Below are 23,208 nucleotides of genomic sequence, written 5' to 3'. Positions count from 1 at the left end.
AATAAGCATCTGATATGAAAACTATTATTGATAGACTTAAAAAGATCGCCATAAAATTAAAACCACTATGGGGCTATTTCAAGGTGTGGAGAGAACTGTCTTCTTTGGCAGTAGGACTTTTGCTGTGGATCCAGAGTGCTACCTTTTTGCACTGGATTGATCCCACTGCAGGAACTTATGATGCAGGGGTGTTCCAGGTATACCTCTTTGCCATTATCGGCATCTTTATCCTGCATGGGATTGTCCGCATCCTAATGAAGCTCATCTGGCCGACCCCGGAGGACTATCTAGACCATCAATTTATGAATGATTTTAAAACCCTTACCCCATGGCAAAAACTAAAACTATCCACCTTTATCTTCTTTGCGTTTTTATTTGCAGTGGCCTTTTTAGCCAGGACGCTATAAGTCAAATAGGAAATAGCAATGATGAACAATACACTCGGAAGTGTGTAAAAGAACTATACGACTCTCAAATAGGGATTAGTGAAACTGGAGGTGCTAACAAAGGACCGCATGTAGAAATGTATCTGAAAAGTGTAGGGTTAGCTCCAGGGCATGCGTATTGCGCTGCCTTTGTGTCCTGGGTTTATCAGAATGCAGATGTTCAAACGCCACTTAGTGGCTGGGTACTCAGTTATGCGCTTAAAAGCAAAAGGATTTACCATCGTGGAAAAAAAGAATATAAAACTCCGCAATGTGGCGATGTGTTTATGATCTGGTATTCCAGATTGAATCGTCCGGCTCATATGGGTTTTGTAGATCAGTGGGGTGAGAAATATATCGTCACAGTAGAAGGAAATACAAATACCAATGGGTCACGTGAAGGTGATGGCGTATACCGAAAACGAAGATTAAAAAAACAGGTATGGGCAGTCTCCGACTTTATTGGCAGTGCCAATTGACAAAAAACAATTAACGAATAATCAACAACGATTAACAATAACTATGCTTGCCAAAAGCTTACAGATATTACGGAGCAAAGGATATGAAGTGTATAAAGAACCCTATCGACTCAATATTGTGGGGTATCGGAGTCGGTTTGTGCGCAGCAACCGCTTTGATGATGAAATCCATGTTTTCTATACCAATGATAGCGGAAAATGGATATATCATATTTTTAAAGCCACCACGGATCCCGGGCAGTATTGGCTGGAACACCCCATGCACCCCAAAGGAACAGCGTTCTTAAAGAAAGGCCAGTATATCAATTCGCATAGCATAGGCTTGCACAGAGGGGTATACAAAGCCTTAGTACAGCGTAATGCAGTAAGCGTGATCCGGAATTATGAACGAAAAGGACTCTTCAAATGGTTTGAGTCCGGAACAGTAGACACCGGAAGGTTTGGGATCAATATCCATAGGGCCAGGCAACAAGGGAGTACAAAAGTGATTGATAGTTTCTCGGCAGGTTGTTTGGTATTTGCCAATGCGGAAGATTTTAAACGCTTTATGCAACTGACCACAGAACATCAAAAGCGATATGGAAATACTTTTACTGTAACCCTTGTAGATTTTAGGGATGAACGCAGAAGGCGGTTGCGAACCATTGCCTGGGGAACTGTACTGGCAACAGGAGGATTGTTACTGTTAAACCGATGGAACTGATGAAGTTTTCTAAAAATACCAAAAAGGCAGGACTGGCACTGGTGGGGAGTATGCTGGGATTTATTATCGCTAAAAAATACTCTCCAAAGGAAACCTACCCCTTTATCCTGATCGGTGGGTTTATTGGGAATTGTTTGGGGGAAGAACTAATCCATGAAGAAAATAAAGGAACGATGCCCCATTACAAAAATTTGTATAAACATCCAATTGATTATTGAAAATGAATGGATTAGGTTCGTTTGATTGAAAAAATATATTAAAAATACAACCAATGAGTACACTACAAAAACACCAAAAAAAAGAAGAGCCTTCAAAACTGAAGGTTGTCGTAGAAGAACTCCCAATTGTTTTTATGCATCATAACATTCAGGTCACAGGCATATATCTTAAAACCATCAACAGCCATGAAAATTGATACCGAAAAGCTATACTTCGTAATGCAACCCTATCCTAATATTGGTGATTTTGAGGAGATTTTTGTGGATGCCGAGCGTAATCTCGGTGATCTGGATGATTTATTCTCCGGTGGTTTTGGGGCTGAGAATGTATATGGGATATACACCGATCGTAAAAGTGCGCTTAAAGATGCAGAAATGTTATGGGAAAAGGTGTTAAAAGAGAAAAATATGAAACCAAACAAAAACGTAAAAGAACGCTTCAGGGAATTTGTGGATGAACTGGAAATGGTATCCAACAAACACAATATTGCCATACAATCGATTGGAGGAGTATACATTTTCGATGTACCCATGACTATTAGTTATGATGCTGATGAAACTTCAGGGGATTTAATTGCAGATTGGGACGAAGCAGAATAAACCGAACCTTATGAAAATTGACTTGGATAAATTTTATATGGTATTCAAACCTCATAATGCTCATAACCGGGCAAAAGATATGGTTTCCAAAGTAAAGGAGAATATTTGGGATGTCTATAATGCGGTTACGGATACAGTCATTTTTGATATGCTCTATGGAGTATATACAAATAAAAAAGAAGCCCTTGCTGTGGCTACAGCCCTATGGGAAGCGTATCAAAACGAGAAAAAGAGACTGAAGACCACAGAAAAATATAAAAAGATCAGGTTTCAGCAGTTTGTAGGGGCATTGGAAAAGCTATCCTCCAAATATGGAATTGCTATTCAACACATCCCTGAAGTATTGGTTTTTGAAGCATCCACCTCAATACAGTATCTCCCAAATCGCTCCGGCACTTTATATGCCAAATGGGATCAGGGGACAAAAGCCAAGATTGTTTCTAATATCACAGTGATATATCTGGTAGTGTTGCCACGAAAAAATGATGAACGAGCAGATGTATTTTCAGAAAACCCTAATACCATGGATGATTTGTTATTGATGTTTTTGGGAGGACTCTCCCCTGAATACATAGAAGGGTTGTATACCACTAAAGCTGAAGCACAACAAGCAGTTAATAGGGTTTACAAAAATTTTAATATTAAACGGTAGCAAATGAAACTCAACATACATAAGTTTTATATCGTCTTTAAAGCATTTAGTTACTCTAACAGGAAAAGTGTTTTTAACGACAATTCGTTGTCAATAAAAGATTTACGTAACAAGTTTGTAAGAGGACTAGATCCTGATATGATTGAAGGCATTTATCCCACAAAGGTAGCTGCTAGAAAAGCAGCAGAAAAACAATATAAAAAGCTACCTGATAACATCAGAAAGAAAACCAAAACCACAAAAAAAATAAGCAAGGGTTATGCATTGTTTAGTGATGCGGTTATGGCTAAAGATAAATACAGAGTAACTACTCCACCAAAAGAAATCTATCCAACCAGGAAAGCAGCACAAAAAGCAGTAGACCGTATAAGAAAAAGAACAGGGAGAAACCCGGGAATAAAAATTATGACCTATGACAGCGCAAAACGATAAAGAGAAACGAATCAAAGCCTTTTTAAAAGACCTGAAAAAAATATCCGTAGCACATGGAGTGGTGATTGAAACCAATAGACCACCTTATGCTCTAAACATCAAACAAGATGTTACCTACCTGATCAATCCCAAAACAAAATCAATATTCCCGGTATGGTTAAACGATGAAGAGGATCCTTTACTATAACAATACGATATGAAAAATACTCAAGATACTATTAAGAAAGAACAGAAAAGAAGGTTTAAAGCTTTTGTCAAAGCTCTGGAGCAAATTTCTTCCAGATATGGGGTTGCCATTGATACCATAGAAGCTGCCTATGTATTAGATGCTCCCTTAAAGATTACTTATGAACTTGATGAAGATTCAGGAGCATTAGCATCTGTTTTTATCGGTAAAGAAACCTTTATATAATCAAAAACGGGATGAAAAAGAAGAAGATATATGCCATTTATACTGCACAAGGAAAATATGTACACGAGAAAAAAGTGAATACCCAAGATGAAATCCAGCAGTATCTAAATAAAGTATCTAAAGATAAAAAGCTCTACATGGCTATTCATCTGAGTGGTTCTACTAAAAAGATAGCTGCAGGGAAACTTAAAAAACTGGAGCTGGCAGTAAGAAAAGAAAAACCATTTTTAAGCAAAAAGGACTTGCAGGATTTAACCATGCTGATCAAGGTATTGAAGGAACGCCCTGCCCGATACGGAATGGTTATAGGAGCGGTATTGGATAGTGCCATAAGGGATATTATTCCAATCGAAGTATGGGAAGCGATGGGTGGAGAAATTAAGAAATAAAAACAACCATGGAAAAGCAAGGCATATATTTTGAAGGGGAACGGCGTATTAAACCAAAAGCATACTACAAATATGAATTGGCTGCATTGTATAATGTTTGTACCAAGACATTTTCTTCATGGATCCATACCTATCTGGACGAGTTACAACAGTTTGGATATAAAAAAAGCACAAAATTACTTCGTCCTGAAGTAGTACGATTTCTATTTGAACGCTTAGGAGAACCTTAGTGCTGTAAGTAATCGACATTAAAATAATTAAAAAAAATAAATCTGCTTGTTATGAAAATCATTGTACAATTCAGTGGTGGCAAAGATAGCCATGCCGCTTTGTTATGGGCTGTTCATCGCTATGGGGCAAAAAACATTCAAGCTGTTTTTTGTGATACAGGTTGGGAACACCCACTTACCTATACCCACATACAAAACGTAGTTAAAAAACTAGGGGTATCCCTAAGAACACTGACTTCAAAGAAATACACCAATTTTATTGATCTGGTTAGAAAAAAGAAACGGTTCCCATCTACCAAAGCAAGGTTCTGCACTCAGGAACTAAAAGTAAAACCTTTTGTAGATTATATTCTGGATGAAATCAAAGACCATTTTATTGCAGTTCAAGGCATTAGAAAGGATGAAAGTAAAGCCCGCTCTAAAATGACCTCAATGTGCCGACATTTCAAATTTTATCTGGAACCTTATGGATATAACAAAGAAGGAAAACCAAAATTTCATACCTATCGTAAAAAAGAAGTATTGGAATATATCCAAAAATATGATGACAGTATTCTGCGCCCCATGTTCAAATGGACTGCTCAGGACACCATCGATTTTATTCTAACCAATGGGCATCTCCCCAATCCTTTATACTCCAAAGGCTTCTCCAGAGTCGGGTGTTTTCCTTGTATCCAGTGTAGCCACAATGAAGTAAAACAAATCCTGAAATTTTATCCTAATAGGATCAAAGAGTTAGAAGCCTATGAAAAGGAGCTACAAACTTATTTCTTCCCTCCGGATTATATTCCAAAGCGATTTTGTTCCCAATCAGCTATAGTTAAAAAAGGAGCTAACAAAGGTAAGACCGTTGCTTATCCTAATACTACTGATGTGACCCATTATATTGAAAACAAAAATGCAACCGGGGATTTGTTTGAGCAGGAAAGGCCTATTAGCTGTTTAAGCTATTATGCCCTATGTGAATGATACGTCCCTACCCAGGGATTATCTACTTCTATAATTCTAAAAGGAATATTTCTCTCAATCTCCGGAAGCCCAAAAACGTATATTTTTGTACCTGAAAAATTAGAATTAGATTGTTTGGCAATATTATCATGCTTTAAATCGCTATGAACCCGACAAGAGTTTTCCCATTGTTGCATTCCTTCATCAGTAAAAAAGAAATGAATCATATTTCCTTTAATTACTAAGCTCCAGATATTGTCATCCTTTCCGGTTTCATCCAAGAAATTAGCTTTATTTGAAGGTAATCTCCCTTTAACAATATTGCCTTTCAGGATCATTGTTTTCTCTTTTAAATTTTCCAACTCTTCTATTTGATCCCCAAATAGAAAGAAGAAATCACTATACTCATTTAAAGCTACTAAAACATTGCTTATACGCTTCGTTTCTTTATGTATTTTACCAATGATAGAATCGGTATTCAAAAAATTCTGCAATGCTTTTGAAATTGGGGCATCTTTACTTTTTGACTTCAGGTAACCCTGCAACTCTTCTATAATTCGAGGAGCAATTTTACCAAGATAATTTCCATCAATTTCATCAAATAGATCGCAAATGGATCCGGGCATTAGGTTTCGAAGAGAGAGCAAAGGAATTTTATTATTGGCAGCAAACTCACGTGCATTTTTGGAAAAGTAATTGACAGAAGCTACACCAACCTGATACTGATACCTGTTTCTATTTGAAGAAGCATATCGACTTTTAGTTTTCCGGTCCTTTATCATTTGATCATTAACAATCTCAAATTCATTAATATCATATCGCAAACCAAGTGCATTTCTGATGATATTGAGCCCTACTTTTCTACTTTTCTTGTATGCTTTGCATTCGAACAATACCCTGGATGGATACGAAAAAGGAATTTGCATTGGAGGATCCATTAAAACATCAGCATCGTGAGCTGCGCCTTTTCCGTTAATAAAGAATAACCCTCTATCTTCATAAACATAGTGTTTATCAGGAATTACAGATGTAAACCCTCGATCTAATAATAGTTGACGAATAATAAATTCGAATAAAATCCCTTTTATTTTCATTTATAAAATGTTAAGATTTAAAAAATACATACAATAGCCCAACAATAATAATGATCAATATACTTAGCAGTATCCAGGTATTTCGTAATTGTTTTTTCTGGATTCCTATTTGAGACTGTATTACATTCATTTCTTTTTGATGCTGTTGCTGTAAACTCACTATTTCCTGATTTTTTAATTCTATTCCGTACCTACGATTCTTATGAATGTTGACTGTGGATTGGAAAAAAACACCTACCGAGGTAGGAGTAGAAAATGATTTATCTGCTACTTTTTGTAATAGCGTTACATCCGTATCGTGACCGATCCCTGTAATAAAAGGAACAGGAAGTTCAATAGCTTTTTTACAAAGTTCCAGTTCATTAAACACTTCTAAACCTTGGCCACCACCCCTTATAAAGACCAATAGGTCTGTTTCAGAGAAATCGTGTGAATCCATAAAATTGAGCATCGCTGTTTGAGAGGAAAGGTTACAGGTATGATGATCAATTTGATAATATTCTTTGTTATATAACGATTTTGAATAATCATCTAAAGAAGTAGATTGCTCCCCAATGATAATATCGATTTTAGGCTTATCTTTTCGTTCAATAGTAGAGATCAAAAGGTCTTCAATGTTTGGGAACACACGATCATAACGTTCCCTAATGATATCATATTCTGCCTTATCAATCAATTGCACATCTTGCTCCAGCTTTAAAATTTTGGTCACTCGGAAATATACCCTGAGTCTGGAATCATTATCGATAGATGAAGCTTTATTAACATACCCCTGAAGCTGATAAAATCTCGTAGAAACCAGCTTGGATTTTATATTTTGGGGGACCTGAACCGTGATTTCATACTTTTTGTTCTTATCCCTTAATCGATCATAATAGACGTTTTTATATAATCTACCCTTTTGGTCAAAATAAAAACCTTCTATAACGATGAGTTGTGCGTCCAGAGTTGATGAAAGGCTTTGAGAGTAAATATCCATCAAGGTATTTACAGAGTAATGATTCGCCATAAAAGAAAAATGTAGCTTTATTGTTATATCTTGACTTAAAAATACTAACAATAGTTCTTTCTGTAAATCATTCAAGGGAAATAATATTCAAAAACTTTGTAACAATTATTTAAAATATAGTACCCATAAGTATATCTTAAAACCCATTTTCGCTTTATGAACGAAAAAGAATCTATTTTCAAAGTTTTTGGTACTGCTGCCACTATATTATATACTCTACACATTTATTTATCCTACCGATGGTTGTATAAGCTACTGGAAAAGGTTGATCTTAATACATCAGCTATGATCGGTATTGAAGATATCACTCTTACTTTTGGAGACTTGAATCAAACTTTAGTAGTTATTGGATCCTATGGATTTGTGATCATTATTATAGCACAACTGCTATTAAGAAATAACACATATAACAACATCAATACAATAACTATTAATGGGTATAAAAAGTTTAAAAAAGAAAATATAGAGTTTTATCATAACCTAAAAAAACGTTGGAAAAGGATTGTATTTGTGGTACTTATATTTGGAATTATTATAGGATTCTTTACTTTCCTAATTTATCAAAGCATTGAAGTGTTAAGAATTCAGGAGCACAAAGGTTGGATGCTATGCTGGTGGTTACTCTTTATCGTATTACCTATCACTTATGTTTTTTATGTCCCTAAGAGGAATGTAATCGCATTAGTTTCTATATTGATATTCCTTAGATTTTCGAATCTTTTAATCGATAAAGTCGTTACGGAACCTCAATCAAAAACACCTGAAAATTTTATAGCATTGTCTTTTAAGTACAAAGAAAATCAAGCTGTAAAAACAGATCGGGATACGTTATGGGTATATTATGAAGGATACAAATACCTTATCCTTAGAAATCCTAAAACCAACAAAGCCTATCCTTTTGAGAGAGCTTTCATTTCCAATATCGAACGTAAAAAAGAAGCGTTCAAACGTGAAAAATCCGCTAGCACACCTTAATTGCTTGTCGTATATATATTTAATAAGACCCAGTATACAAAAGCTTGTCTCCCAAAATAGCGTTAGAGATAGGAGGCTTATTCTATTTCTGCAAAATAGTTATATAGGCTATATAAATTATATCTTTTTTGGACCAATATAATTCCTGATGAAAGTTCCTTTGATAAATATAAGATTAAATTGTTCCCAATCAGAGCGCTTGTTAAATTCTTCTAAACTCATACTAGGATATTATATAATTAAGAAATATCAAGAATCAAAGGGATTCAACAAGAACTCAAACTTTTTGGAATAGCTATCATTACCACAAACAAAAGGTAATGAAACAGTGGGTTAAAAACAAAAAGAGGCAGAAATCCAAACGTACTTCCAAGGCAATATTGATAAGCAAAAAGACGATACGAACGCTGAAGAAAGTAGAAAAATGCAGCGATATCATTGCTCGAGCTAATACACTGCTTAGAAAAAAGGTTTTATAGTATGAGAGCACTCACTCTTTTAGACCTTTTTAGTGGAATAGGCGGTTTTTCACTGGGGTTACAACAGGCAGGTTTTAGCTTTAAAAAACATTATTTCAGTGAAATCGATCCTTTTGCGATTGCCAATTATCAGTATAATTTTAAACACTCAATATATGCAGGACCTATCGAAAACATCAAAAAAGGGAGTGTCGAAAGCCCCGATATCATCTGTTTCGGTTCCCCATGCCAGGATCTTTCAATTGCTGGAAAACGAAAAGGGATCAAAGGAGAAAAAAGCAAAATCTTCTTTGAAGCAATTAGAATCCTTAACCTCTATACACCCCGTTTGTTTATCTTTGAAAACGTCAAGGGACTTTTCTCCAGTAACCAAGGTAAAGACTTTGAAATCGTACTTAGATCGTTTGCCGACCTTGGGATATATGACATCCAATGGCAACTGCTTAATACTGCCTGGTTTCTCCCCCAAAATCGAGAGCGAATCTACCTTGTCGGATCACTTAGAGAAAAAACCCGACCACAAATATTTCCTATCGGAGAAAGCCCTAAAAAGACTGAAAATCGCACTAGAAAAAAACTGGAGGAAGCCAACATTTCTCCGACAATCGATACCAAAGTAGGAGATCATGGGAATTATGCCCCTTATATTTTTACCATCAGAAACGGAAGAAAAGTACCGGGGGGAGCAAAAGTAGAAATAAGAAAAGATAGCAGTACTAATTGTATTACAGGGGTAGATCAGGATAACTTAGTAGTCAATGATTGGACTCCTCTAAAAGTAGAACGTACAGACAAGGCAAAAAAAATCCGAAAGGCTAATCAAAAAAAGGGGAAAGATTATGCTCCATTCCAAGAAAAACAATTTGTACCCCGAAAAGATGGTAAAACAGGTGCGATTACTGCGCATCCCCAAAGTGAAAATTTATTACATAATTTAGGAAATATTCGCAGGTTTACTCCTTTGGAATGTGAACGGTTACAGGGATTTCCGGATCACTGGACAAAATATGGCATCCGAGAAGGTAAGCAAATAGAACTTAGTGATAGCAGAAGGTATCAGCTGACCGGCAATGCAGTTAGTGTTCCTGTTATCAAAGCTATTGGGGAACGAATAAAAGCTAGCAGCATTTTTAAAAAACACATCATAAATACTAAGGAACCCAAGGTTTCTCCTTTAGAGGGATTAGGGAAGATTGGCAAAACCCCTGTGAGCTACTATGGAGGAAAACAAAATCTTGTCAAGAGAATCCTGTCTTTAATCCCCAAACATAATCTGTATTGTGAACCTTTTGTGGGAGGAGCTGCAGTATTTTTTGCAAAAGAGCCAAGCCCTGTAGAAGTCATTAATGATCTCGATGGAAAAGTAGTCAATTTCTATCAGGTATGTAAGCTACATTTTTCCAAACTTCAGAAGATGATCCAATCTACTCCGCATAGCAGAAAATTGCATACTGAAACAAAGGACATTCTTCAGGACCCCAATGAAAAAGATAAAATAAAAAAAGCCTGGGCATTTTGGGTACAGACCAATATGAGCTTCTCTTCAAAAATATATGGGGGCTATGCCTACGAAAGAAAGACCAATGGAGTTTCCAGAACCATACGAAATAAAAAAGATCAGTTTACAAAGGATATCTGTGAACGCTTAGAATTGGTTGATATTGAATGTAATGATGCACTGACCGTTATTAAAAGCAGGGACACTAAAGAAAGTTTTTTCTATATAGACCCTCCTTATTTTAATTCAGATATGGGACATTATAAAGGATATACGGAACAAGACTTTAAGGACTTACTCGAAGTATTGACCAAAATTAAAGGGAAGTTTCTGCTGAGCAGTTACCCTTCAGAAATATTGAAAAAGTATGCTAAAAAACACAAATGGTTTCAACAGTCTATCACACAAACGGTTAGCGTAACTAAAAATAGTAGAGATAAAAAGAAAACAGAAGTGTTTACCGCCAACTATAATCTTTCAACAGTAAATACTGCTCTAAGCGGTACTGAAGGCAACATAAAAGAGATGATGTTGCTTAAGGCTAAAGCGATTAGGCTTCGTTTTTCTTTTGCTACAAACTGAACGAACCCGAATCAACCCGAAACGGTCATTGACTGTCATTGTAAAATTACCATATGAAAAAGCAATATATTTCCTTTGAGAACTACAATGATGTTATTACTCATGTTCGTTTGAAAACCCTACCGGAAATTCTACAGAAAGGGCATCAGTTTTTTACAGAAGCACAAGAATTCTATTTCCAGGAACCTGAAATCAAAGAAACCATTGATCTCTATTTAGAGCAACTAAATGCACACTTTCTTGAAAACACAAAAGTAAAAGATCAGGATATGTTAGCTTCTGTTGCTTTTATACGGACATTCCTGGAGATGCATAGCACCATTCAATCCAAAGAAGCACTCAAGAAATTTATTTTTTCATTACAAAAAGCTGTTACAAGCAAAGAAATTACCAAAGAAGACCCTTATGCTGCTCATATTGAAGAGATGCAACAAAAGCTGATTGTGCAATATAACGAGATGATCTTACAGGACAAAGTAAAGATTATGATCAATCGCAAATGGCGATTAGCACTCAAGAAAATTACATATCAAAAGCCAATGGAAGGATTGGGAAGTATAGATAGTATGAGTCCAACTAAAACAAATACTTTACCTATAACGACCACTAAAAATGATCCCTTATTTACTTCTTTTGACCAGCAGCCCGTAAAAACAAATACGCCTACTTTTAAGTTACCCGGAGCAATGGGAGAACTGCTCGGAGATGTAGAAAAGTTTGAATTGGCCATCACTATTGAAGGAGATCAGGGCGGTGGAAAAACACGCTTTACCTATCAATTAGCAGATGCTTTTGCAGAATTAGGGCATAAAATAGCCATATTTACCTTGGAGATTGGTGGTAAATCAGATTTAATCAACCGTATGAGAGAAGAGTACTTAAGTCCAAAAAACAGGAACCGTATTTCCAGAGCAGATCGGCTTCCTAATGGTTATGATACCATTGCAAGTGCTGCTGGTGTCTTTGATGTTATTATTATTGACAGCTGGAATAAAACAGGCCTACCATCACAAGATTTTGATCGTTTACGAAAGGAATATTCCAACACTATTTTTATTGTCATTTTTCAACGAACTACTCAAAAAACAATACGAGGGGGAACAGCTCCCCTGTATGATGCCGGGATTAATATCGAAGTTGTAAAAGTCGATGATACGTTTCAAAATAATTATGCAGTAACCACCAAAAATCGATATGGTATTACAGGAATCAAATACAATATTTTTACAAAATATATCATCGGAGCTGCAGAGGTTTCTGCAAAAGAACAAATAGAAATATTATGATTTATAGCATATATATCTGGAAATTATTATCGGGGGCATTGACTATAGTATATTTTATTAATAGAGTACAAAACAATAGTAAAATAAAAATCTGTAGTTTCAAGCCTATGTAAATACACTAGTTGCCCTCATACTTTGTTTGACAATTTTGAGATATCAGATATTTTGTTTGTGAGATTAATTTATAAAATGAATTAATGTAAATTGATCATTAAATCATAATTTAGCTAACCAGTCTATAAAAAATGACAATTTTATCAATCACAAACAAATGAAATCAACCGAAATACAACATAATGTCCAAAATGTAATCGAGAACTTCTCGAAAGAAGATTTTGTGTTTGATTTATTGATTGCCTACGGTATATCAAAAACCTCTGTTACTCGACTTAGAAAAGGCGATTACAACTTGTCAAAGGTCGATGGCGAAATATTGTACAAAAAGAAAATCTTTTTTAAAGTAGAAGCCACAGGACAACTACTCAATAGCATTGACAATATTTCAAATGAAAAACGAATTTTAAAACATAAACCAAGATTTACTATTCTGACTGATCATAAACAACTCGTTGCAAAAGATTTACGATTGGGTAAAAACTTAGACATTGAAATCAAAGAATTGCCAAACTATTTTGATTTCTTTTTACCATTAGCAGGTAGCGAAGTATATAATGCAACCAACGATAATGAAGCGGACAGAAACGCTTCTTACAAAATGGCTTCATTGTATGATCTATTAATTGAAGAAAACCCAAATATCTACTACTCAAAAGAAAGTATTCATCACCTTAATATATTCTTATCTCGTTTGTTGTTTTGCTTTTTTGCAGAAGACACAGAAATATTTGAACAAGAAAGCATTTTCACCAATACACTTGCTCTACACACCGAAGAAAACGGGAGTGATACACATTCGTTTTTAAATGATTTGTTCGACCGTTTGGACAGCGAAAGTGGAAAAGGTTATCCTGACTTTTTAGCAAAATTCCCATATGTAAACGGTGGCTTATTTGGACAAAAGGTAAACTCGCCAAAGTTTAATACAAAGGCTCGAAAAATCTTAATTGAATTAGGCGACCTCAATTGGTCTGAAATCAATCCAGACATTTTTGGTTCGATGATTCAAGCGGTGGTAATTCCAGATTATCGTAGCGATTTAGGAATGCATTACACCTCTGTAATTAACATTCTGAAACTAATTAAACCATTGTTTCTGGATGAACTGTATGAAGAATTAGAGAAAGCTTTAACTGTAAAACAACTCAATGCCTTAATTCAACGCATTTCTAAAATCAAATTCTTTGACCCGGCTTGTGGAAGTGGAAATTTCTTAATTATCACTTACAAGGAAATCCGTTTGTTGGAAATAAAGATTCTACAAAAAATTACAGATCTAGAACTAACACCAACGTTTAAATGGACTTCTGTACAACTTTCACAGTTTTATGGTATTGAAATAGATGATTTTGCACACGAAATGGCAATACTTTCCCTTTGGTTAGCAGAACATCAAATGAACCGTATTTTTGAAGAAATGCTCTTTGATTATGGTAAGTCTAAAAACATCTTACCTCTTAAAGAAGCAGGACAAATCACTCACGCAAATGCTACCAGAGAGAGTTGGAACAAAGCCTGCACAATTACAAAAGATGATGAAGTTTATATCATTGGAAATCCACCATATTTAGGCTACAGCAGACAAGACGAGAGCCAAAAGGAAGATATGAGTATTGTATTTTCAAGAATTAAGAATTATAAAAAATTAGACTATATAGCTTGTTGGTTTTATAAGGCGACAAATTATATTCAAGATACCAAAGCAAAATATGCATTTGTGACAACTAACTCAATAACACAAGGCGAACAAGTAGCATTACTTTGGCCACTTATATTGAACAAAGAGCAAGAAATTAACTTTGCTCATCAATCTTTTAAATGGACTAACAACGCAAAAGGAAATGCAGTAGTAGCAGTTGTTATAATTGGTATTAGAAATATTAATAACTCAGATAAGTTTATTTACAACAATAACTTAAAACAATCTGTAAAAAACATAAGTCCATATCTAACAGATACAAGAAACTTAATTGTTAAAGCTCGTAATAAACCGCTCTCAAATTTTCCTGAAATGATAATAGGGAGTAAGATTAGTGATAATGGAAATTTACTTTTAGATATAGAGGAAAAAAACGAACTACTTTCAAACCATCCTGAAGCAGAAAAGTTTATCAAAAAATACATTGGTGCTTCTGAGTTTATAAATGGTTCCAGCAGATTTTGTATTCACGTTACAAAGGATAATGTAAAAGAAGCCTACAAAATTAAAGCACTTGACGAACGCTTTGAAAAAGTAGAAATATTTCGATTAAATAGTAAAAAGAAAGCAACTCAAAAGAAAGCAGAAAACCCTCATTTTTTTGATGAAGACAAGCATCAAAATGGCGAATTTATTTTAGTTCCGCAAACTGGTTCAGAAAGAAGAAAATATATACCTATTGGATATTTTGATGATTCCTATGTCCCTTCAAATGCTACAAGAGTAATATACAATGTTCAACCTTGGTTGTTTGGTGTAATATCATCAAGAATGCATATAGTTTGGGTTAAAGCTGTTGCAGGTAGATTGAAAATGGATATGCAGTATTCTAACACTCTTTGCTATAATACTTTTCCATTTCCTGAAATAAGCAATAAACAAAAGGAAAACTTGAACCTCTATGTTTTTGGAATAATTGAAGAAAGAGCAAAGTATAATAAAACAATGGCACAATTATACAATCCTGATACTATGCCAAAAGGTTTGTTACAAGCTCATCAAGAACTCGATACAGCTATAGAGCAATGTTATCGTTTACAATCCTTTAAAAACGATACCGAACGTTTGGAGTATTTGTTTAAGCAGTATGAGGAAATGTTAAAAAAAGATTCGTTTTTTGCTAAACAAAAGAAAACCAGAAAAAAGACAGTGAAAAAATAAAATATGCCAGATTTAATTAAGGTAACATACAACCAAACAGGACAAAGCAAAAGCACTAATGAACTTGGAATGCGAGAAATGCAGGAAAAAGCTTATGCAGGGAGAACTGCACAATATTTATTGATTAAAGCACCACCAGCATCCGGTAAATCCAGAGCCTTAATGTTCATAGCTTTGGATAAATTGAAAAACCAAGGCATAAAAAAAGTAATTGTTGCTGTTCCAGAAAAATCCATTGGAGCTTCTTTTGGCACAACAGAATTAAAGAAATATGGTTTTTTTGAAGATTGGAATCCTAATCCAAAATACAATCTATGTACACCTGGCCCAGAAAAAAGTAAAGTAACGGCCTTCTTAGAATTTTTAGAATCTGATGAACAAATTTTGGTATGTACACATTCTACACTTCGTTCTACTTTTGACGGTTTAGACCCAAAAAAATTAAACAACACTTTAGTTGCCATTGATGAGTTTCACCACGTTTCAGCCGAGGGCGATAACATTTTAGGTCAAGTGCTTAAAAGCATTATGGCAAATTCAACAGCACATATTGTTGCAATGACAGGCTCATACTTCAGGGGTGACAATATTCCTGTTTTAATGCCAGAAGATGAAGCAAAATTTACCAAAGTAACTTACACATATTATCAGCAGTTAAACGGCTATGAGTATTTAAAATCATTAGGTATTGGCTATCATTTTTACACAGGAAGGTATTTTAAAAAACATCCTGATAAAGAAATGTCTGCATTGGCGGAAATTTTAGACGAAAACCAAAAAACAATTATTCATATACCAAGTGTCAATTCTGCCGAATCTTCAAAAGAGAAATACGAAGAAGTCAATCACATTATTGACGTTTTGGGAGATTTGGATTATCAAGATGAAGAAACAGGCGTTTTATACATCAAAAGTCATAAAACAGGTAAAACTCTAAAGGTCGCTGACTTGGTTAACGACAATCCAAAGTCAAGAGATAAAATTAGTGCCTATTTACGTAGTGTAAATTCGGCAGATGATATTGATATAATCATTGCATTAGGAATGGCAAAAGAAGGTTTTGATTGGCCTTATTGTCAACATGCATTAACCATTGGTTATAGAGGTTCATTAACCGAGATTATCCAAATTATTGGTAGAGCAACAAGAGATAGCAATAATAAAACTCACGCTCAATTTACCAATCTTATTGCTCAACCTGATGCCGAAGCTAAAGAAGTAAAATTGTCAGTCAATAATATGCTAAAAGCAATTACAGCGTCTTTATTAATGGAACAAGTTTTAGCACCAAACTTTAAATTCAAACTAAAAAAAGACGAAGATGGTGAGGACGAAGATGATGACGATAACACTATAAAAATTAGAGGTTTCAAATTACCGACTTCACAAAGAGCAAAAGGCATTATTGAAACTGATTTAAATGACTTGAAAGCTAAAATTCTTCAAGACCCACAAATGCTCAAAGCAATGCCAGGAAACATTGAGCCAGAAGTCATAAACACAGTTCTAATTCCTAAAATAATTAGAGAAGTTTACCCTGATTTGGACGAAGAAGATGTTGAAGCTGTGAGACAACATGTAGTTGTGGATTCGGTAATTAAAAATGGAACAATTGAGGAACAAGGCGATAAAAAGTTTATTAGAATGGCAGGTAGTTTTGTCAATATTGATGATATTCACATTGATTTAATAGACAAAGTAAATCCATTTCAAAAGGCATTTGAAATCCTATCTAAATCGGTAACAACACAAGTTTTAAAATTGATAGATGAACATATACAATCTACCAAAATTGAAATGACCGAAGAAGAAGCTATTTTGCTTTGGCCGAAAATCAAAGAATGGGTAAAGAACAATAACGGAGAACAACCAAGTATACAAGCCTTTGACCATAAAGAAAAACGAATGGCAGAAGCATTGGTATTTTTGAGAGAATTGAAACGTAAAAAAGCATTAGAAAATGGCTAAGAAGAAACTAACAATAGACGACATCTTCAATGATGATGATTTTGGATTGTTAAATTCTAAAGTCAAAACTTCAACTATAAAAACAGATGAAGAAAGGCTTATTGATTCCTTTGAGGAAATCAATGTGTTTATTGACAAGAATGAACGAGAACCAAACAAATCAAGTATGTCTGAATACGGTTTAATGGCCAAACTTAAAAATTTTAGAGAAAATGAAGACCAAAAGAAAATTCTAAAACCATACGATAGGCACAATTTATTAGGTCACGTTGAAATTGAAAAGCAATCAATTGATGATATCCTAAATGATGATGACGAATTTGGTTTGTTAGATTCAGATAAAGACTTGGATATTTTCAAATTTAAACACACGCCAAAACCGGAAGACCGAGCAGAAACAGATTTTGTTGCTCAAAGAAAACCAATGAAAGAAAAGGAATTTGAGAAGTATGAGAAACTATTTCTACAAGTTCATAAAGAAATTAAAGCAGGAAGACGCAAAATCAAACCTTTCAAGAACATTGAAAAAAACTTACACGTTGGCGATTTCTATTTAATGAATGGAATTATGCTCTATTTGGAATCCGCAAACTTGAAAAAAGAAGAATGGGAACAGAAATCCGGTAACAGAACTAGAATTGAAGGGCGAACAAGGACTGTTTTTGAAAACGGAACTTACAGTAATATGCTTTACCGCTCATTAGGAAAGCAGATCCAAAAAGATGGTAAATTGATAACTAATACATCCCAAAAAATAGAACAAGATTTATTTGTAAACAGCGGTTCTCTGAAAGAGGAAGATGAATTGACAGGATACATTTATGTGCTACAATCAAAGTCAAAGCATCCAGAAATAACATCAATCAAAAACCTATATAAAATCGGATTCGCAAAAGATTCTGTAGAGGATAGAATTAAAAATGCTAAAAATGAAGCAACATATTTATTTGCTGATGTCTATTTGAGGTTAAAACAAGGTATTGTGAACAGACGGGCAGATGTTTTGGAAAACTTATTGCATAGATTTTTTGCTAAAGCTTGCTTAGATGTTGAGTTTGAAAATGAGAAAGGACAAAGAATAAATCCAAGAGAATGGTTTGTTGTTCCTTTTAAGGTAATTGAGGAAGCAATTCAATTAATTATTAATGAAAATATTATACACTATGAATATGACATTGATCTTCAAAAAATTAAGCTTAAATCAAATAACTAAAAATCTAGCACATTTTTAAGAGCCTCATCAGTCAGGGTATGATCAAAATTAGATTGGTAATTAATTGTGGTACTCAAATCAGAATGCCTATACAATTTCTGGAGCATTTGCACAGGGATATTAGATCCTGCTATATTTCCAAAACTATGTCTTGAAATGTGATTAGTAATTTTCTTGTCTATTTCAGCTAGTTTGGCAATATTTTTTAGTTCTCTATTAAAATATTTCCCGGCATTACTAACTACCTTTTCCACTGCGTCTAAATCATTCAAATCTGTATCTTTCATTTCCGGAAAAATAAAACCATTATTTTCTTCTTTATACTCCTCATATAGTTTTAAAATGCCCATGGCCTTTGGAGGGAGTTGAAGGGAATCCACTTTTTGATTTTTACCCATTCGATAATGAATTCTGCCACTATTAATATTCTCCCATCTCATGGAAACGGTATCACCAATTCTAATTCCCGCTAAATAAAAAGAAAATAAGAATACATTTTTAGTGTGCCATGTAAAACTCCCCTTATCCAATTCAAGATTTTCGATTCGCTTAATCTCATCTTTATCCAATCCGATTTTCATTGATTTACCAGGATCAATCCGTAATTTTCGTTTTCCAAAAGGATAATACTGAGCATCGACAATTCCATCGGTAATAGCTACATTGAAAATAGTTCGTATGACAGATAAGCAACTTGCAATAGTCATTTTTGATTTAGACCCTGTTGCTTTTAGATGAACAATATATCTTTTTAATAAAGGTATTGTAATATTTTCAAAATGAATATCTTCATCTTTTAAAAAATCTTTGAACTTTTTAATACGTGATTTTTTGGTATGTAGCCATTTACTTCCAGCCTTTTCCTGTTGTTCAAAATAATCATCTGCCAATCTAAAAAAGGTAATGTTATCTTTATTTCCTTTTATGATGGACATTATGAGACCTGAGGTAAAGCTCTTGTCTTTAGATTCATAATCGAAAATTAGATTTTTAGCCCGTATATATTCATTATCAATCAGCGAATTAATTCTTTTATAACTATGGTGAGATTGTTTAACCTCTCCCTTTTTTTCATTCCAATCTTTTGGATCGATGTATTCAAGGAATTTATATTTAGGAATTCGGTCTTTAGTAATTCTAAGAGCAATCGGATGTTTGCCCTCTGAATTTTTCTTACTTTTATAAAGTAATATTTTTACTGAAGCCATATTGTAAATATTTGGTTACAAGACAAATATAAACAATATGGTTAAACATAGGTTAAATAAATCAAGTATTTTAAATGACTTTAATAAACACCAACATACATTTCAAGACCAATAAAATAAATGATTATTAGCACTTTATGTATATTAGTGTTTATTAAAGAATTAAAAGATTAGCTTTCGACAAGCTCAGACTGACAAGCTGATGGGTTCAAAATAGTCTATCAAACTATCAAAACTGAATGGTTTTGGTTCTTTTTTGAACCTTTTACATTCTCGCTTGAACCTCGGAGGTTCAATTTTGAATGTTTTTGGTTAAATTTTTAACCTTTTAGGTTCAAAATAGAATGTTATACGTTAAAATTTTAACCTTTATGCTTCAAATTCGAATATCAAAGGTTAAAATTTTAACGTATTAGGTTCTCCGAAGAATGTTTTTGGTTCTTGATTGAATGTTTTAGGTTCAAATGATTTTTTGTAAATCTATATTAGGACGATATATATTGTATATCACCAGTTGTAAACTGGTGATAGCCGGGGTAACGATTAATGTAAAATGTATTTTTACATAGTATTCTGTATAGGCTTCAGCCTTTGAAAACAGGTTTATTCGCTATTACATAACTCTTAAATTCATAATAGTCTATGTATTCAAATAATCCGCCTTCTGAACAATTATCATCTAATAAGCTAGTGTTTTCTGTAAAACTGGCTACTTCATGTATGTTATCATGCAATAATGGAATAAATTCTGATAATTTTTTCTCATTATAGTTGAATACTTCTGGGGATTGGTTTTGGTTTAACCGCCAAGAATTGCCAAAAGCATATGTGAAGTTGGCAGAACCTAATACTTCAAAAAAGTACTCTTCTGGAAAGAAGAATTTGGCTTTTAAATCACCACCAACAAAAGCTGACCCATGGTTATAATCTCCCAAAATACAATTGGTTACGGTTAAATTTTCAAAAACAAAAAGCATTCCACTAGTTGATACATTACTAGCTGATACATTACCTGTTACAAAAAGTAATTGCATTAAATCATCTGAAAGGAAAATGCTACCATCTACCGTCAAATTTCCGTGTACAATAAATACGCATATCTCTAGTTCTTCTAGGCAATGTAAATTACTTACATGTAGATCTCCATCATGAAATACAATATCTTTTTTAGTTTCAATGGCTTGTTGAGCTAAATGCATAAATATGCCTCCTACATCTGTAACATTAATTGTTTTTTCCTCTGTTTTTTTCGCTAAAATGGGAATGATAGTTTCATTAATAAATTCCTTATCAAATTGCTCGAGCAAAAAACTTTTTCCTTTTTCAAAAATTGATTCTTTGATTGTTACAATTTCAGATTCTGGAATGATGGAATCTTTACTAGAAATCAATTCCTTTTGTATAATAGGAGGGTTTAAATGCCTCCCTTCTTTATCGTAATAATCAAAACTGACTGGTGTACCTGATCTTTTAACAGCTTTATAGACTTTTTCATCTGAGTTACCGAATGCAAATACCTCTGACGTAGGTTCTGAAGATTTTAAATAAACATCTTCTATTTGCACACCGTTTTCAAAAGTACCGTATCTAGACACTTCGCCATTAGGGTGAAATCTTTTGAAACTTAACATCCTTCCTTTATCATCAAAAAAAGTATGACAACATAGATGTCCCTTTGGAGCTAACCACCACTTCCATTCACCAATATAATTACCTTGATCATTTTTTATTCCAAGTTCCCATTCATTTTGTGATGCATTCCAAACGGCTTCATTAGGAACTGTTTTTGGTCTTTCTTGATTTTTTTTCATAATTTTTTTGGCTAAACATAACATCTCGTATAAGAAATGTAGAACAGGTGATAAACAACATGTTTCGGTATGATACTAAGTCAAATATAATTATTTTGCTTTTATCTTTTTCATTGAAAATACCAATTTTTATATTTGGCGACTTAATAAATAAACACAGAACTTTTCGGTTAAGAGTAAAAACCCTATGTTTTCTTATACATTGTTACCAGCGGTCTTTTTATTTCACTTTCTCAAATGCGTTCACATTTCCTAAGGACATATATATGATCTTTCCATTTTCATTTTCCGTAAATCCCATAATTCTTTTCCCATCGTAACTTTTGAATAGTAATGGCTCTGTTTGATAAAATTTTCTACCAAATCCTGATAATGTATTATCATCATTTGCTGTAAGTTGATAAGTTGTTTGCTGTTCACTATTGGAACACGTATAACAGTTAGACATCCATTTGTAATTTCCAATAAATTTGGAAACATCATTACGAATTCTTTCGGGATTGGGATTATATATATTTTCAGTTCCAAAATGTTCTAAAACTTGAGATATAACTTTATTTCTCAAATTTGTATTCTCGTGATGGTGAACAACAAAAATCCCTAAATTAATTTCGGGAACTAATGTCATGAAAGAGCTATAACCTAACATATCTCCTCCGTGATTATATGCTTTGAGGCCGAATTGATTTTTTTCGTAAAAACCATATGCGAAACCGAAAACTTCCTTATTAATGGAAAGTTGTTGAGTTTGCATAGACAAGGCAGTTTCTGTTTTTAAAATTCTATTATCATTTAATTTACCGAGGTTAAGATGCATCTGCAGATATTTCCCCATATCTGCGGTTGTACTATTAATTGAAGAAGCCGGATAAGTATGATACCATTCCCAAGGTTGTGGAACGTTTATGCCATTTTTGTATTCATAACCTATTGATAAATTATTCTCTTGATTTTTTGGTAATTCTATACTTGTCATTGACATATCAAGCGGTTTCCAAATATTCTTTTTCAAATATTCTTCGAGAGTAAGACCGCTAATTTCTTGAACTAATAATCCAGCAAGTGCAATTCCAAAAGTAGAATATGCCGAGACAGTTCCAGGTTTTCTGAGTCGTATTAATTTACCATCAAGAAAATTTTCTAACTGTATTTGTTGGTCTTTTTCATAAATTACTCTACCTCTTAATTCATCAAAACCCGCACTATGAGTTAAAAGGTGAGAACCCGTTATTGGTTCATCATATGTTGATGGAACTTTGATAGATTTTAAATACTGATTGACATCTTTGTTTAAGTTAATTAAGTTTCTGTCTTTAAGTTGAAGAAGTGCAGTTGCTGTAAAAGTTTTGGTTATTGAACCAATTCTGAAAATTGTAGAATCAGGATCAACAGGTTTTGAGTTTTTGCCTAAAGTCGTATATCCATAACCTTTTTTGAGTAATGTTTTCCCATCTTTAACAATGATATAGGAAGCTCCAACAATGTGTTCGGATTCCATTGTATGAGTAATCAAAGAATCTAGTTTAGTTTCTAAATCTGCATTTGCATATTCTTTTTTTTGCGAGAATAAAATAGTAGTTATTGTTATAAATATAATTGAGAGGTAAATTTTCATTTTTT

Annotated in this window: 24 protein-coding genes; 19 read left to right on the top strand and 5 right to left on the bottom strand. The window is 33.9% G+C overall.

The features are described 5' to 3' along the window. The first annotated feature begins 14 nt into the window (after positions 1-14). From FHK87_RS21170 to FHK87_RS21115, 13 genes are read left to right on the top strand one after another with little or no spacing between them, the layout of a single operon-like run. Positions 15-407 carry a hypothetical protein gene (locus FHK87_RS21170; RefSeq protein ID WP_140596415.1) on the top strand — a complete coding sequence of 131 codons (393 nt, stop codon included), beginning with the start codon at positions 15-17 and terminating at the stop codon, positions 405-407. Continuing rightward, positions 329-904 carry a CHAP domain-containing protein gene (locus tag FHK87_RS21165; protein ID WP_140596412.1) on the top strand — a complete coding sequence of 192 codons (576 nt, stop codon included), beginning with the start codon at positions 329-331 and terminating at the stop codon, positions 902-904. Before FHK87_RS21170 ends, FHK87_RS21165 begins: the two co-directional genes overlap by 79 nt. Further along, a complete protein-coding gene (locus FHK87_RS21160) occupies positions 894-1,607 on the top strand; it encodes a hypothetical protein (RefSeq protein WP_226294355.1) in 714 nt (237 codons plus the stop codon). Before FHK87_RS21165 ends, FHK87_RS21160 begins: the two co-directional genes overlap by 11 nt. Continuing rightward, on the top strand, positions 1,607-1,825 hold the full coding sequence (locus tag FHK87_RS21155) for a hypothetical protein (protein WP_140596409.1): 219 nt from the start codon (positions 1,607-1,609) through the stop codon (positions 1,823-1,825). Before FHK87_RS21160 ends, FHK87_RS21155 begins: the two co-directional genes overlap by 1 nt. Before the next feature lie 53 nt (positions 1,826-1,878). Next, positions 1,879-2,022, top strand: a complete 144-nt coding sequence (locus FHK87_RS26390) for a hypothetical protein (protein ID WP_226294354.1) — start codon at positions 1,879-1,881, stop codon at positions 2,020-2,022. 22 nt (positions 2,023-2,044) lie between these two features. Further along, positions 2,045-2,425 (top strand): hypothetical protein, encoded by a 381-nt coding sequence (locus FHK87_RS21150; RefSeq protein WP_140596406.1) that lies wholly within the window; start codon positions 2,045-2,047, stop codon positions 2,423-2,425. A gap of 10 nt (positions 2,426-2,435) precedes the next feature. Then, positions 2,436-3,077: a hypothetical protein gene (locus tag FHK87_RS21145; RefSeq protein WP_140596403.1), complete on the top strand. Its 642-nt coding sequence runs from the start codon at positions 2,436-2,438 to the stop codon at positions 3,075-3,077. Positions 3,078-3,080: 3 nt separating this feature from the next. After that, positions 3,081-3,509, top strand: a complete 429-nt coding sequence (locus tag FHK87_RS21140) for a hypothetical protein (protein ID WP_140596401.1) — start codon at positions 3,081-3,083, stop codon at positions 3,507-3,509. Beyond that, entirely contained in the window at positions 3,490-3,696 is a 207-nt protein-coding gene (locus FHK87_RS21135) for a hypothetical protein (RefSeq protein ID WP_140596398.1), read from the top strand. Before FHK87_RS21140 ends, FHK87_RS21135 begins: the two co-directional genes overlap by 20 nt. A gap of 9 nt (positions 3,697-3,705) precedes the next feature. Continuing rightward, positions 3,706-3,921 carry a hypothetical protein gene (locus tag FHK87_RS21130; protein WP_140596395.1) on the top strand — a complete coding sequence of 72 codons (216 nt, stop codon included), beginning with the start codon at positions 3,706-3,708 and terminating at the stop codon, positions 3,919-3,921. An 11-nt stretch (positions 3,922-3,932) separates the two neighbouring features. Beyond that, positions 3,933-4,310 carry a hypothetical protein gene (locus FHK87_RS21125; protein ID WP_140596393.1) on the top strand — a complete coding sequence of 126 codons (378 nt, stop codon included), beginning with the start codon at positions 3,933-3,935 and terminating at the stop codon, positions 4,308-4,310. A gap of 8 nt (positions 4,311-4,318) precedes the next feature. Continuing rightward, entirely contained in the window at positions 4,319-4,540 is a 222-nt protein-coding gene (locus FHK87_RS21120; protein ID WP_140596391.1) for a DUF4248 domain-containing protein, read from the top strand. A 51-nt stretch (positions 4,541-4,591) separates the two neighbouring features. Continuing rightward, a complete protein-coding gene (locus tag FHK87_RS21115; protein ID WP_140596388.1) occupies positions 4,592-5,509 on the top strand; it encodes a phosphoadenosine phosphosulfate reductase domain-containing protein in 918 nt (305 codons plus the stop codon). Here the strand turns inward: FHK87_RS21115 and FHK87_RS21110 are convergent. After that, the gene (locus tag FHK87_RS21110; RefSeq protein WP_140596386.1) at positions 5,491-6,582 is read right to left on the bottom strand and encodes a hypothetical protein; all 1,092 of its coding nucleotides are present in this window, start codon (positions 6,580-6,582) and stop codon (positions 5,491-5,493) included. The genes FHK87_RS21115 and FHK87_RS21110 overlap by 19 nt on opposite strands. A 10-nt stretch (positions 6,583-6,592) precedes the next feature. Continuing rightward, positions 6,593-7,591: an exodeoxyribonuclease VII large subunit gene (locus FHK87_RS21105; protein ID WP_140596384.1), complete on the bottom strand. Its 999-nt coding sequence runs from the start codon at positions 7,589-7,591 to the stop codon at positions 6,593-6,595. Between the two features lie 156 nt (positions 7,592-7,747). On the opposite strand from FHK87_RS21105, the gene FHK87_RS21100 reads away from it, so the two are divergent. The 6 genes from FHK87_RS21100 (at position 7,748) to FHK87_RS21075 (ending at position 18,569) form a co-directional block, all read left to right on the top strand. Further along, a complete protein-coding gene (locus tag FHK87_RS21100; protein WP_140596381.1) occupies positions 7,748-8,566 on the top strand; it encodes a hypothetical protein in 819 nt (272 codons plus the stop codon). Positions 8,567-9,046: 480 nt separating this feature from the next. Next, positions 9,047-11,125 carry a DNA (cytosine-5-)-methyltransferase gene (gene dcm, locus FHK87_RS21095; protein ID WP_140596378.1) on the top strand — a complete coding sequence of 693 codons (2,079 nt, stop codon included), beginning with the start codon at positions 9,047-9,049 and terminating at the stop codon, positions 11,123-11,125. Positions 11,126-11,178: 53 nt separating this feature from the next. After that, positions 11,179-12,411: an antirestriction protein gene (locus FHK87_RS21090; RefSeq protein ID WP_140596376.1), complete on the top strand. Its 1,233-nt coding sequence runs from the start codon at positions 11,179-11,181 to the stop codon at positions 12,409-12,411. 271 nt (positions 12,412-12,682) lie between these two features. After that, complete coding sequence (locus FHK87_RS21085) at positions 12,683-15,388, top strand: class I SAM-dependent DNA methyltransferase (RefSeq protein WP_140596374.1); 2,706 nt, start codon at positions 12,683-12,685, stop codon at positions 15,386-15,388. 3 nt (positions 15,389-15,391) lie between these two features. Then, on the top strand, positions 15,392-17,356 hold the full coding sequence (locus FHK87_RS21080; RefSeq protein WP_140596372.1) for a DEAD/DEAH box helicase: 1,965 nt from the start codon (positions 15,392-15,394) through the stop codon (positions 17,354-17,356). Continuing rightward, positions 17,349-18,569 carry a GIY-YIG nuclease family protein gene (locus FHK87_RS21075; RefSeq protein ID WP_140596370.1) on the top strand — a complete coding sequence of 407 codons (1,221 nt, stop codon included), beginning with the start codon at positions 17,349-17,351 and terminating at the stop codon, positions 18,567-18,569. The genes FHK87_RS21080 and FHK87_RS21075 overlap by 8 nt, the downstream gene beginning before the upstream one ends. On the opposite strand, the gene FHK87_RS21070 is transcribed toward FHK87_RS21075, so the two are convergent. The 3 genes from FHK87_RS21070 to FHK87_RS21060 form a co-directional block, all read right to left on the bottom strand. Further along, positions 18,566-19,777: a site-specific integrase gene (locus FHK87_RS21070; RefSeq protein ID WP_140596368.1), complete on the bottom strand. Its 1,212-nt coding sequence runs from the start codon at positions 19,775-19,777 to the stop codon at positions 18,566-18,568. The genes FHK87_RS21075 and FHK87_RS21070 overlap by 4 nt on opposite strands. A gap of 584 nt (positions 19,778-20,361) precedes the next feature. Further along, complete coding sequence (locus FHK87_RS21065) at positions 20,362-21,588, bottom strand: hypothetical protein (RefSeq protein ID WP_140596365.1); 1,227 nt, start codon at positions 21,586-21,588, stop codon at positions 20,362-20,364. A gap of 220 nt (positions 21,589-21,808) precedes the next feature. After that, positions 21,809-23,203, bottom strand: a complete 1,395-nt coding sequence (locus tag FHK87_RS21060) for a serine hydrolase domain-containing protein (protein ID WP_140596363.1) — start codon at positions 23,201-23,203, stop codon at positions 21,809-21,811. Positions 23,204-23,208 lie beyond the last annotated feature (5 nt).

The organism is Aquimarina algicola, from assembly GCF_006443095.1.
GTDB classification, from domain to species: domain Bacteria; phylum Bacteroidota; class Bacteroidia; order Flavobacteriales; family Flavobacteriaceae; genus Aquimarina; species Aquimarina algicola.
This window is presented reverse-complemented; position numbering and strand designations above follow the sequence as displayed.

Coding starts and splice junctions, on each gene's coding strand:
- FHK87_RS21170 (WP_140596415.1), top strand. CDS start 15: ATGAAAACTATTATTGATAGACTTAAAAAGATCGCCATAAAATTAAAA.
- FHK87_RS21165 (WP_140596412.1), top strand. CDS start 329: ATGGCAAAAACTAAAACTATCCACCTTTATCTTCTTTGCGTTTTTATT.
- FHK87_RS21155 (WP_140596409.1), top strand. CDS start 1,607: ATGAAGTTTTCTAAAAATACCAAAAAGGCAGGACTGGCACTGGTGGGG.
- FHK87_RS26390 (WP_226294354.1), top strand. CDS start 1,879: ATGAGTACACTACAAAAACACCAAAAAAAAGAAGAGCCTTCAAAACTG.
- FHK87_RS21150 (WP_140596406.1), top strand. CDS start 2,045: ATGCAACCCTATCCTAATATTGGTGATTTTGAGGAGATTTTTGTGGAT.
- FHK87_RS21145 (WP_140596403.1), top strand. CDS start 2,436: ATGAAAATTGACTTGGATAAATTTTATATGGTATTCAAACCTCATAAT.
- FHK87_RS21140 (WP_140596401.1), top strand. CDS start 3,081: ATGAAACTCAACATACATAAGTTTTATATCGTCTTTAAAGCATTTAGT.
- FHK87_RS21135 (WP_140596398.1), top strand. CDS start 3,490: ATGACAGCGCAAAACGATAAAGAGAAACGAATCAAAGCCTTTTTAAAA.
- FHK87_RS21130 (WP_140596395.1), top strand. CDS start 3,706: ATGAAAAATACTCAAGATACTATTAAGAAAGAACAGAAAAGAAGGTTT.
- FHK87_RS21125 (WP_140596393.1), top strand. CDS start 3,933: ATGAAAAAGAAGAAGATATATGCCATTTATACTGCACAAGGAAAATAT.
- FHK87_RS21120 (WP_140596391.1), top strand. CDS start 4,319: ATGGAAAAGCAAGGCATATATTTTGAAGGGGAACGGCGTATTAAACCA.
- FHK87_RS21115 (WP_140596388.1), top strand. CDS start 4,592: ATGAAAATCATTGTACAATTCAGTGGTGGCAAAGATAGCCATGCCGCT.
- FHK87_RS21110 (WP_140596386.1), bottom strand. CDS start 6,582: ATGAAAATAAAAGGGATTTTATTCGAATTTATTATTCGTCAACTATTA.
- FHK87_RS21105 (WP_140596384.1), bottom strand. CDS start 7,591: ATGGCGAATCATTACTCTGTAAATACCTTGATGGATATTTACTCTCAA.
- FHK87_RS21100 (WP_140596381.1), top strand. CDS start 7,748: ATGAACGAAAAAGAATCTATTTTCAAAGTTTTTGGTACTGCTGCCACT.
- dcm (WP_140596378.1), top strand. CDS start 9,047: ATGAGAGCACTCACTCTTTTAGACCTTTTTAGTGGAATAGGCGGTTTT.
- FHK87_RS21090 (WP_140596376.1), top strand. CDS start 11,179: ATGAAAAAGCAATATATTTCCTTTGAGAACTACAATGATGTTATTACT.
- FHK87_RS21085 (WP_140596374.1), top strand. CDS start 12,683: ATGAAATCAACCGAAATACAACATAATGTCCAAAATGTAATCGAGAAC.
- FHK87_RS21080 (WP_140596372.1), top strand. CDS start 15,392: ATGCCAGATTTAATTAAGGTAACATACAACCAAACAGGACAAAGCAAA.
- FHK87_RS21075 (WP_140596370.1), top strand. CDS start 17,349: ATGGCTAAGAAGAAACTAACAATAGACGACATCTTCAATGATGATGAT.
- FHK87_RS21070 (WP_140596368.1), bottom strand. CDS start 19,777: ATGGCTTCAGTAAAAATATTACTTTATAAAAGTAAGAAAAATTCAGAG.
- FHK87_RS21065 (WP_140596365.1), bottom strand. CDS start 21,588: ATGAAAAAAAATCAAGAAAGACCAAAAACAGTTCCTAATGAAGCCGTT.
- FHK87_RS21060 (WP_140596363.1), bottom strand. CDS start 23,203: ATGAAAATTTACCTCTCAATTATATTTATAACAATAACTACTATTTTA.